The 8,305-nt window shown below is 58.3% G+C and carries 11 protein-coding genes and 1 pseudogene; 6 read left to right on the plus strand and 6 right to left on the minus strand.

Going from position 1 to position 8,305, the window contains the following annotated elements; genetic code table 11:
* Window positions 1-258: 258 nt before the first annotated feature.
* From ABEB26_RS26445 to ABEB26_RS26455, 3 genes are all read right to left on the minus strand, one after another.
* On the minus strand, window positions 259-1,545 hold the full coding sequence (locus tag ABEB26_RS26445; protein WP_345725096.1) for a sialidase family protein: 1,287 nt from the start codon (window positions 1,543-1,545) through the stop codon (window positions 259-261).
* On the minus strand, window positions 1,542-2,258 hold the full coding sequence (locus ABEB26_RS26450; protein ID WP_345725097.1) for an Ig-like domain-containing protein: 717 nt from the start codon (window positions 2,256-2,258) through the stop codon (window positions 1,542-1,544). Before ABEB26_RS26450 ends, ABEB26_RS26445 begins: the two co-directional genes overlap by 4 nt.
* A gap of 154 nt (window positions 2,259-2,412) precedes the next feature.
* The gene (locus tag ABEB26_RS26455) at window positions 2,413-2,796 is read right to left on the minus strand and encodes a hypothetical protein (protein WP_345725098.1); all 384 of its coding nucleotides are present in this window, start codon (window positions 2,794-2,796) and stop codon (window positions 2,413-2,415) included.
* A 128-nt stretch (window positions 2,797-2,924) separates the two neighbouring features.
* On the opposite strand from ABEB26_RS26455, the gene ABEB26_RS26460 reads away from it, so the two are divergent.
* Window positions 2,925-3,434, plus strand: a complete 510-nt coding sequence (locus ABEB26_RS26460; RefSeq protein ID WP_345725099.1) for a PAS domain-containing protein — start codon at window positions 2,925-2,927, stop codon at window positions 3,432-3,434.
* On the plus strand, window positions 3,434-4,273 hold the full coding sequence (locus ABEB26_RS26465; protein ID WP_345725100.1) for an IS66 family transposase: 840 nt from the start codon (window positions 3,434-3,436) through the stop codon (window positions 4,271-4,273). Before ABEB26_RS26460 ends, ABEB26_RS26465 begins: the two co-directional genes overlap by 1 nt.
* Window positions 4,274-4,361: 88 nt before the next feature.
* Here the strand turns inward: ABEB26_RS26465 and ABEB26_RS27045 are convergent.
* The 3 genes and pseudogenes from ABEB26_RS27045 to ABEB26_RS26480 all read right to left on the minus strand — a co-directional run.
* Window positions 4,362-4,670, minus strand: a pseudogene (locus ABEB26_RS27045) (ISKra4 family transposase); the annotation flags it as partial.
* A gap of 658 nt (window positions 4,671-5,328) precedes the next feature.
* A complete protein-coding gene (locus ABEB26_RS26475) occupies window positions 5,329-5,508 on the minus strand; it encodes a hypothetical protein (RefSeq protein WP_345725102.1) in 180 nt (59 codons plus the stop codon).
* A 189-nt stretch (window positions 5,509-5,697) separates the two neighbouring features.
* Window positions 5,698-5,844, minus strand: a complete 147-nt coding sequence (locus ABEB26_RS26480) for a hypothetical protein (protein WP_345725103.1) — start codon at window positions 5,842-5,844, stop codon at window positions 5,698-5,700.
* Between the two features lie 205 nt (window positions 5,845-6,049).
* Here ABEB26_RS26480 and ABEB26_RS26485 point away from each other — a divergent pair, with 205 nt between their 5' ends.
* The 4 genes from ABEB26_RS26485 to ABEB26_RS26500 form a co-directional block, all read left to right on the plus strand.
* Window positions 6,050-6,637 carry a tyrosine-type recombinase/integrase gene (locus ABEB26_RS26485; RefSeq protein WP_345725104.1) on the plus strand — a complete coding sequence of 196 codons (588 nt, stop codon included), beginning with the start codon at window positions 6,050-6,052 and terminating at the stop codon, window positions 6,635-6,637.
* A gap of 94 nt (window positions 6,638-6,731) precedes the next feature.
* A complete protein-coding gene (locus ABEB26_RS26490) occupies window positions 6,732-6,989 on the plus strand; it encodes a hypothetical protein (protein ID WP_345725105.1) in 258 nt (85 codons plus the stop codon).
* Window position 6,990: 1 nt separating this feature from the next.
* Window positions 6,991-7,614, plus strand: a complete 624-nt coding sequence (locus tag ABEB26_RS26495; protein WP_345725106.1) for a hypothetical protein — start codon at window positions 6,991-6,993, stop codon at window positions 7,612-7,614.
* A gap of 341 nt (window positions 7,615-7,955) precedes the next feature.
* Window positions 7,956-8,305: hypothetical protein (locus ABEB26_RS26500; RefSeq protein ID WP_345725107.1), on the plus strand; the 350-nt coding region annotated here is incomplete at its 3' end.

The raw sequence follows: 8,305 nt of genomic DNA on the forward strand, positions 1-8,305 counted from the left end.
TGCATATTTTGATGATAAAACATATATGCGTTCTACTACACGTATCGGTAGCCATTCTAACGTTATCAACATGTGGCCTGGGTTTCGATGCATCCTGGCCCCTCGTTTATGCTGAATCTTGAAGGTTATTTGTTTCATTACTGAGCTTCTACCAGATACGCTTCAGCAATCGTCCCCTGTCTGAAATGGTAGAAGAATCAAAGTAGTAAGCGATTGATTCCATGACAAATCCTTAGACGGCAATTACTCGCGCCTCCATCACGGTGCATCCAGCCGCGCCAATGCTGGAATCCGCACCGTCGTGACCATGGCCTCGCTGGTGGTCACAAACCCCGCCTGCGTTGCGTTAATATGCAGAAAATCGCTCGGCATAAACTGGCCGACCCATGTCACATGGGCCTGCATCCCTCGCGTTACCACGACCGCTCCGGCCTGTGCAGTATGGGGCTGCGCCATGGCGATGGGTGTCCACGGTTCAGCCCACTGACGTTCCCACGCGCTCGCCACGTGCAGCTCCTCCGCTGCAACCCGACTGAGGCACAGCTGCGCCCGATGGCTGCCAAAGGGGCGGTCGGGAAAGCGGCAGGTCGTCAGCAGCATCACCGTGTTGGTTTGCGGGTCGTGGAGCAGTGGATTAGCCTCGACAATCACCGAGGACGGCGTAGCCAGGCGCGTCACCTGCCAACCCTCGCGCACGGTCGAACTCGCCAGCCACAGCACCCGTGCGCCATACTGCTCATGCACCACGACCAATCGGTTGCCGACGGCACTCAGGGCCAGCGCATGCGGGGTGGCGCTGGCGATGGTCTGCGGTTGCCACGTTGTCCCGTCCTGCGTTATGGCAAGCTGAACGCCACCCGCCATGCCCTGCGCAATCACCAACTGCGGCAACCCTGCCTGATCGGTGCGCACGTCGTCGCGCTGCCACACGGCCACTACCGCGCTTGGACTTGTAGGCAGGGGGTTGGCCTGTTGCCACGTTCCGCTGCCTGAACTCGTTTCGGTCGCGATGGTCAGGTGAAAGTGCATCCCCGTGCGCGTCAACAATGCCAGCACGGCGCGTCCATCGGGCAGGATAGCGAGTTGCGCCACGCTGGCGGCCACCGGACTGGCCAGTTCGCCCCATGTCACCCCACTATCGCGACTTTCCCACAGCCGCACCTGTCCATCAAGCGTTGCGGCGACCATGATCCGGCCTTGGCGGGCGGTGATCGCGGTGGGGCCAGCGCTTGGTTCACCCTGCCACAACCGCCGCTCATAGCGGTCGCCAGCCTGTGTCACCCCTTGCACAATCAGGGCGCTGTGACTGGCCTCGGCCATAAACTCACTCGCCCGGAGATAACTGGTATGGGCATAGCCGTGCTCGTCGAGTGCCGTGGCCAAGCCGCGAATCACGCCGATGTCCCGTCCCAACGTGCGTGGGGTATCGAAGGCCCATGCCGCAGCGGACGGGGTCGTGGTCGGCGTTTGGGCGGTGGTAGCCGCTGGAGCCATGAGGCAGAGCAGCACCAGCAGCATCACCAGCACTAGTCCACGCCGGATCATCGCAGCACCCCCGCACGTCCGCGCCAACTCCAGAGCGCTAAGAGCAGCACGCCAACCATGACCAGAATCGGTAGCCACAGCGTCCATGAGTGTGTGGCGGGTGGGGTCGGTGGGCTACTCGGCAACATCGCAAGGACAGGTTGACTGCTGGTCGGTATGGGACTGGGCAGACTGGTGGGTGACGCGGCAGGTACGATGCTGGTGGGTTCGCTCGTTGGCGGCTCGACTTCACTGGTGGGCAACTGGGTCACCTCTGCTGTTGCGGTTTGGGCGGCGATGGCAGTTCCGGTCGCGGGTGGCGCAAGGGCGGCGGTCGGGTCATCAGCTTGGGTTGGGCCGCCTGCCCAGTCTTGATCGAGGGCGTGATGCGCGACTCCGGTTACTGGGTCGATCTGCACGGTAAAGGTCGTCAACCCCACGACCGACTGGATGGGATAACCTGATTCGTATGGCGCTTCCCACGGCAGGATTACCCCATCGGCAGCGGCCAGCGTGACGACCAGCCGCTCGGCGGGTAAGGCCACCACGACGATCCCTTGTGCATCACTGGTCGCTGTGATTGGTTGGCCACCGACGGGCGTGAACGTCACCACCACGCCTGCCACGGGCTGCATGGTCGCCTCATCCTGCACCCGCACGGTCAGTGGGGTGGTTTGGGCGAACGCACTGAACGGACTGACGAGCAGCATCACGAATAAAAAACACCAATGCATAGAAACTCCTTTAATAGAGGTTAACGATAGGGATTCACGAAATAGCCAGCGCCCCACAAACGGGGTGTACCATCAGGCCATGGGGCGACCAGCCACGGCTTGGTCAACCAGTTATCTTCAATCCGAATACCCCATGCGGGACTCAAGGCATGCACTAAGTCGGGTAGGATTCCCATTCGGCGAAAAACGGCCCTAGGATTAATAAAACTAAAAATAGTGTGATGTATTTAGGCCTGTTGCCAACATTTTGCAGATTAACGTATCTGCTCAATAATCGGGGGCAGCGGGCTATCCATGCCACAAAATCTGCTATACTGCGGCTATGCTTGACGGTTTTGATCTGACGACTATTCACGATGAATCTCTCCGCACGATCGTCCGATTCCTTATGAATCAGGCCGAAGATCTGGCTGCCAAAGTTCGGCACCAGGCTGATGAGATTCAACGCCTGCGCGACGAGAATAATCGACTCAAAGGCGAACATGGCCAGCCGACGATCAAACCGAACCGCCCTGCCCTTGCGTGTTCCTCGACGCATGAACGCGCGATTCCCAAGCACGATGTACCCGCGCCAAACAGGCTACCCTGCGCATTGATCGCACCGAAACGCTGATGGTTGATCGCGCCACGCTTCCCCATGATGCCCGCTTTAAAGGCTATCACCAGGTGCGTGTTCAAGATCTGCGTTTAACCACCGATACGGTGTGTTTTCGCAAAGAAAAATGGTATTCTCCATCCTTGCGTCAAACCTTCCTCGCGGCCAATCCACCCGGCTATGAAGGCCAGTTTGGTCCACACCTCAAAGCCTTTGTCCTTCCCTTAGCGTTTGAGAGCGGCATGAGTGAACGCAGTATTCGGCGGGTGCTCACCCTCGCAGGGATCTCCATTTCGGTGGGCCAACTCTCGCAGTTAATTATCACGAATCACGATGCCTTTCACCACGACCGAATGGCCATTCTCAAGGCTGGATTCGCCAGTAGTCCGTGGCAGCATATTGACACCACGGTTACGCGGGTCAATGGGCGCACTGCCCACTGTCATGTCGTGTGCAATCCGCTCTATACTGTCTATACGACGGTGCCACAGGCAGATCGGCAGTATGCCTCGCCGTTTTGCAAGGTGGTCAACCGCTTCAGTTTCGTGCCGATAGCACGAGTGATCGGCTGCTGCGATTGATGGATGTCCCCGCCCGTGATCGCACCGTGCTGGCGGCCTTGCCCCGCGAAACCATGCTGACGGCAGACGTGCTTGATGGCTTTGTCCTCGCCCATGGGCAGCAGTTCAAAGCTGGGACACGGAAACGGCTTAAGGATGCGCTCGCGATTGCCGCTTATCACGCGCAACGCGACCCGCCGATTGCCCGGCCACGGTTGCTCATCGCTGATGATGCCCCCCAATGGGCCATGATCACGCAGGAATTGGCGTTGTGTTGGGCTCACGATGCGCGGGCCTACAAAAAACTGCTGCCCCGCTTCCCCCAGCATCAACAGCTCGTCGATGCATTTTTAACCCAGTATTGGGCGTATTATCGCGCATTGCGTGCCTATCAGGCTGCGCCGAGCAGCGCGGAAGCGGTGCGCTTACGCGCAGAATTTCGACAGCTCTTTGCGACCGTCACCGGCTATGCAGCCTTGGATGCACGGATTGTGATGACTGCCGAAAAAGCACGGGGACTCTTAAGGGTGCTCGATCATCCTGAGATTCCACTGCACAATAATCCCGCCGATCTGGGAGTCCGCCGACGCGTGCGCAAGCGCGATATGAGCTTTGGGCCACGGAGCGACGCAGGGATGCAGGCGTGGGATACGTTTCAGACGCTGGCGGCGACCGCCGCCAAGCTGGAGCGGAATTTCTATGCCTATCGGTATGCGATGCTGTGTCATGACCCGATGCTGGTTTCCTTGGCCGACGAGATAACCACACGGGCACAGGCAAATCCGCTTGGCAGTTCGTGGCGCGAGACACCACCCCAACCGGATTGGAAGCCCAAAGTACTCTCAATGTGGCATGGATAGCCCGCTGCCCCCGATTATTGAGCAGATACGTTAATCAGCGAATTTACAAAAAAGCGTTATGTTGGAGAGCAGTAAAAACTCGGGGGCACTAGCCCGATACCGGCAGCGCTGGCGCACGCATCGGTTCAGACCGGAAACCCCCATACCACCCGCGAACGGTCGCCTCCCAATCACCATTGAGCACTTGGGTTCGGACTTGCAGCAGCAGATGCGCCCCTTTGGGTGTCCACTGCATTTGTTGTTTTTTGACCATGCGTTTGCTGACCACATACTTCACCGTTGACTCGACAAAGCTGGTACTCATCCGCTCGCACTGCCGATAACGCTCCCCATAATTAATAATTGACCCGCTGTTGTGGTCAATATAGCTGCTCAGGTCGTGGACATACCGCCCCATCGTTGCCGCTGCCGCGCTCCCCGGCTGGATGGTGATCATCCCATCCGCATCGTCATCCCAGCCATCCAACCACGCGGCAAGCGTGTCCACGGCCTCCAACGCGCTGGCCGTATCGCCATGCCAGAGGTGGTGTTTGATCCGTTCGATGCTGTCTGCCAGTGATCGTCCATCCCAGGGTGGGTAGTCCGGACGGACAGGAAGCCCGCGAGCGCACTGCTGGAGCACCGTTAGCCGCATCGTGAGATGAAACCAATCCAGCACGTGCTCGGCCTGCGGGTACAGGTCATCAGGCAGGCGGCGGACGGTATCACCGCCATCCGTGAAAAGATCACCTGCTGATTGGCGTGCATGCCCTGCGATCGGAGCAGGTCAAACAGTCGCCGTCGTGGCGTGCGATCATAACGCTGCACCAAGGCGAAACATTTGCTGGTTGGCGGCATGCCCTCCGGCGCATCCCGACGAAAGGCGAGGATACTTTTGCCTGCGATGACCTCAAACAGATTGGCCGTCTGCGCCCACAACTGCCCCGCCGTGCGCGAAGAATCGCCCCGTCGAGTCCGACCGACAGCGGCCCATCAGGCATGGGCAAGCGATCGCGCTCGGCCTGACAGGTATCCCAAACCATCACCCGATCATCGCCGAGCTGCTGTTCAAGCCGCTAGGCATCGTGGAGCAGCTGATTGCGCACCGTCGTTGCGTTGTGCGTCGCATCGATGGGCAACACCTCATGGATGAGCCGTGTCGCAAGGCCATAGGCCATGAGGCTGGCCCATTTTGTCTCAAGATAGCGCAATTCAGGACTGACCCGCTCAGGGAGCAGCTGGGCGAGGGGGCGCATGGTTTTGGTGTTGGTCGCGTGCGGCTGACAGGCACGCTGATACCAGCGGGGGTTGGCGACCGCAACGCGGCCAAAGAGCGTCCGGAACGGGGCGGTGGTCTGCTGTTTTATCCGGCGTGGCGTGGCACAGGTAGGACAGGGCCGGTGCTGCGCGAGGTAGGCGGTGACTTGGTGGGTGACCAGCGCCTGTTAGGTCTGCTGCAACAGCTGTTTGCTCTCGGCGAGGGTTAAGCCAAGCGTATCGATGCTGGCTGCTTCCCGCGCAAGGGTGGTCAGCACGTGCTGGTGTTGGGTGTCATCATCGTTCTGGATCTGGATGGTGATCGTTATCTGCATGCGGGTTCCTCCCTAGCGCGTGAAAGGCCTGATTCACCGCCCGTCGATCGAAGGCGATGGGCATCCATGCCTCCCAGTCGTCGAGCTGGTCAAGCGCATCCATAAAGTCGTCATCATCAACCGTTGGGCGTGGCCCTCCTGCCGCGAATGTCTGCACCCGTTCGATGATCAGCTGCATGGCGGCGTGGAGCGGATCGAGCCCTGGATGCTGACCGAGGGCTATGCGATTGGCACGATCAACATGCGCTTGGCCACCGTGCGCACCTATGCCCGACTGGCCCACCTTGCGGGGGTGATTCCCGCCGATACCTACAGTCGGATTCGGGCGCTCAGCGGCTATCGCCGCAGTGAAGGCGATAACCTTGACCAGCAGCGCGTGGCCACCGACCAATCGACGCGGATTGCCGCCAAAAAGGCCACGGCCAATATTCTCACGACCTCGCAGATTATCGACCTGAAGCACGCCCCATGGCGCAATCCCACGACCCGGTCTGAGGCCGTTGCCGCCCGTGATGCCCTGCTCATCTGCCTGTTGGTGGACTTGGGCTTGCGCTGTGGGGAAGTCGCCTTGCTGATTGGGATTGCCAATCTCTCACCCCACGACTTGCGCCACTCGTGGGCGACCCGCCTCGCCCAGTTGCAGGTGCCGATTCAGGCGCTGCGGGATGCCGGCGGCTGGTCGAATTTTGCCATGCCAGGGCGCTATGTGGCCCAGCAAGCCATCGCCAATGATCGCATTCCCTTGGCCAATGATTTGGTGGCGGAAAGCGCGGCTACTGAGGAGCAGGCATAAGACGCGGCCCACGTATGCACGGCTTGCTGCCATGCAGCGGTGATGCTACACTAGGACGAGCATCCGGAACGCTGTTCAGAAGGAGCGACTCACTATGACCTTAACTCGTGATACGACCGCAGCGGCTGCCGCTGTTCAGGTGCGTATTTTGCGCGCCTTGCCCCCATGGCGCAAACTTGCGCTTGCTGCCCACATGCAGGAACAGACGGATACCATCATTCTCCAAACATTACGCCACACGTATCCCCACGCATCGCCCCGCGAGTTACGTCGTCGGCTTTTTGATCGCAAACTTGGCCCTGCGCGAGCCTTGGTCGTCTATGGCCCGCTTGACGATTGGATTGCGTCGTAGCATGACGACTATGGTCATTGCAACCTTACGGGTAACCACCGTCTTTGATGATCTGGCGATTCCCTATTTTATTGGCGGGTCAATGGCGGGGATCTTCTATGGGGAATATCGCCTCACGCAGGATACGGATATTGTGGCGGATATTCAGGAAGACCATATTTCGCGCTTGGTGGATCGGCTCAGTGCTGACTTCTATATTCAAGCCCATGAAATCCTTGCGGCCCTTGAGAGTCGTGCGATCCCCGATCTTCCAGCCGACTTCCGCCCGTGTTTCAATCTGATTCACTGGGAAACGGGCTTTAAGATTGATGTCTTTCTGGCAACCCATCGCCCCTTTGAAGTTGCCGAATTTCAACGGCGGATTCGGGCGATTCTCCAAACCGACCCCGAACAGACGGCCTATATCGCGAGTGCGGAAGATATTATTCTCGCCAAATTAGAATGGCATCAGTTGGGTGGTTCCTTGGCACCGCAACAGTGGCGTGATGTCGTGTCGATTATGGTGATCCATGGCCAACAGCTTGATCACGCCTATCTCTCAGCGTGGGCGACGCGGCTTGGACTGCGTGATCTGGTGGATGCAGCGCGTGCTGCCGGACAAGCCATTACGGATGAATCACGCTAAAGGTCGCTTCATGGGATGGTCGCGTCGGGTGTCTCATGGCTCTGCCTGAGCAGGCAGAGGCGTATTCTTGGGTTCTGATACAAAAGACAAAGTTAGCCCTTGGTGCTCGATTTAATATACGATATCGCAACCATTCGACTGATCGACATCGCCGTGTGCTGCTGTTCGCCATAGTGTTGCAGGCTCCAAATTTTCTGCCCTCCTTTTGGATGCCTACTGCTGATTTGCAACGATTCTGCAACGATTCTGCAACGCCTTGTTGCGGGATCTTGGTATAGTTTCTCATATGCCCAATAGCATAGCTCACCGTATCAGCGTTTATTTTTAGCCATAGGAGGAGTATGAACGTTTTCGGTAAAATGATGATGCTTCTTGGTCTGTTGCTCACAAGTTTGGCCCTAGTACCAAACCAGCAGTTGGTTCACGCACATGATGTACAAACTCTTAGGACAAGCGATTTTACTATTGCCCCTGAGTTACAGACCCAGTTTGAGCAAGTACACACGGTTATTGGTAGGTATAGTGGTGCACACTATACCTATCGCCATCGCTTTGCTCCTGCATCGGAACGTGTCAATATTTTTGAGACAGGTGACGATCAGGAATTCCGTTTCAGCCGCGCTGGGTCGTCTGGCTGCGCAGCCACACTGAGCGGCGGGTTGATCCACGCCGCCGTTGGCACGGGTGGCGG

Source organism: Herpetosiphon gulosus (assembly GCF_039545135.1).
GTDB lineage: Bacteria > Chloroflexota > Chloroflexia > Chloroflexales > Herpetosiphonaceae > Herpetosiphon > Herpetosiphon gulosus.

Excerpts from the sequence above, each read along its gene's own strand:
- ABEB26_RS26475 (WP_345725102.1), bottom strand. The coding sequence starts at position 5,508 with ATGCGCCCCCTCGCCCAGCTGCTCCCTGAGCGGGTCAGTCCTGAATTG.
- ABEB26_RS26480 (WP_345725103.1), bottom strand. The coding sequence starts at position 5,844 with ATGCAGATAACGATCACCATCCAGATCCAGAACGATGATGACACCCAA.
- ABEB26_RS26445 (WP_345725096.1), bottom strand. The coding sequence starts at position 1,545 with ATGATCCGGCGTGGACTAGTGCTGGTGATGCTGCTGGTGCTGCTCTGC.
- ABEB26_RS26450 (WP_345725097.1), bottom strand. The coding sequence starts at position 2,258 with ATGCATTGGTGTTTTTTATTCGTGATGCTGCTCGTCAGTCCGTTCAGT.
- ABEB26_RS26485 (WP_345725104.1), top strand. The coding sequence starts at position 6,050 with ATGCTGACCGAGGGCTATGCGATTGGCACGATCAACATGCGCTTGGCC.
- ABEB26_RS26490 (WP_345725105.1), top strand. The coding sequence starts at position 6,732 with ATGACCTTAACTCGTGATACGACCGCAGCGGCTGCCGCTGTTCAGGTG.
- ABEB26_RS26495 (WP_345725106.1), top strand. The coding sequence starts at position 6,991 with ATGACGACTATGGTCATTGCAACCTTACGGGTAACCACCGTCTTTGAT.
- ABEB26_RS26455 (WP_345725098.1), bottom strand. The coding sequence starts at position 2,796 with ATGCGTCGAGGAACACGCAAGGGCAGGGCGGTTCGGTTTGATCGTCGG.
- ABEB26_RS26465 (WP_345725100.1), top strand. The coding sequence starts at position 3,434 with ATGGATGTCCCCGCCCGTGATCGCACCGTGCTGGCGGCCTTGCCCCGC.